This window comes from Alcanivorax sp. HI0044 (assembly GCF_001634945.1).
In genome coordinates this window covers 1-767 of the sequence record NZ_LWEZ01001889.1, presented here as the reverse complement: position 1 = coordinate 767, position 767 = coordinate 1, and the positions used below count along the sequence as shown (strand labels likewise).

Here is a 767-nt window from a genome sequence, read left to right as displayed (position 1 = left end):
ACGGCGTTTGAGTATGTGCTGTTTGATCAATCGGTCGCCCTGGCGGAGAAGCATGACCGCTACTGCCCGCTGCTGACCGGTATCGCCGGTCATCAGCTGGCGCTGTCCGAGTCGGTGCTGGCGCTGTGGAATGAGCCGGGCGGCATGCTGGCGCAGTTGCGCGACTTCCCCAATGAGCGTTACGCCACGGCGGATGAAGGCCTGGCGGCAATTCTGCGCACGCAGATCACCGGGGTGGATGTGCTGAAGAAAAAACTGGGCACCCCCATGGGGCGGCTGAATCAGGGCGTGGCGCAGCCTTACCAGGCGGAAGCGTGGCGTAGCCGGCAGTCCATTGAAAACCTGCAGGCGTCGTTGCAGGGCGCGCAGGCGGTATGGGAGCGGGTGCGTTCGCTGGTGAGCGATGCGGCCCTGGTGAAAGACATCGACCAGGCCTATGCGGATGTGGCCAACCAGCTTGCGGCTTTGCCAGCGCCGTTGATGGAGCTGGTGCAGGCGCCGCAACACAGCGAGACGCTGACGACGCTCTATGCCGCGCTGGATAATCTGGAAAACCGTCAGCAGACGGAGTTGGCTCGCAATCTCAATATCCAGATCGGTTTTAACGCCAACGATGGGGATTAGGGTCAGTTGCGAGTTGCGAGTTGCGAGTTGCGAGTTGCGAGTTAAAAGCTAAAAGCTAAAAGTTAAAAAAGCGCGGGAGGGTGTGTCGATAATTCAACGTCGTGCCCGCGCTTCATTGCGATGCCATAGCGGGCTTGCGGAGA

The 767-nt window shown here is 60.2% G+C and carries 1 protein-coding gene; it reads left to right on the top strand.

The features are described 5' to 3' along the window. Positions 1–624: imelysin family protein (locus A3730_RS28215; RefSeq protein WP_304439543.1), on the top strand; the 624-nt coding region annotated here is incomplete at its 5' end. Between the last annotated feature and the right edge of the window lie 143 nt (positions 625–767).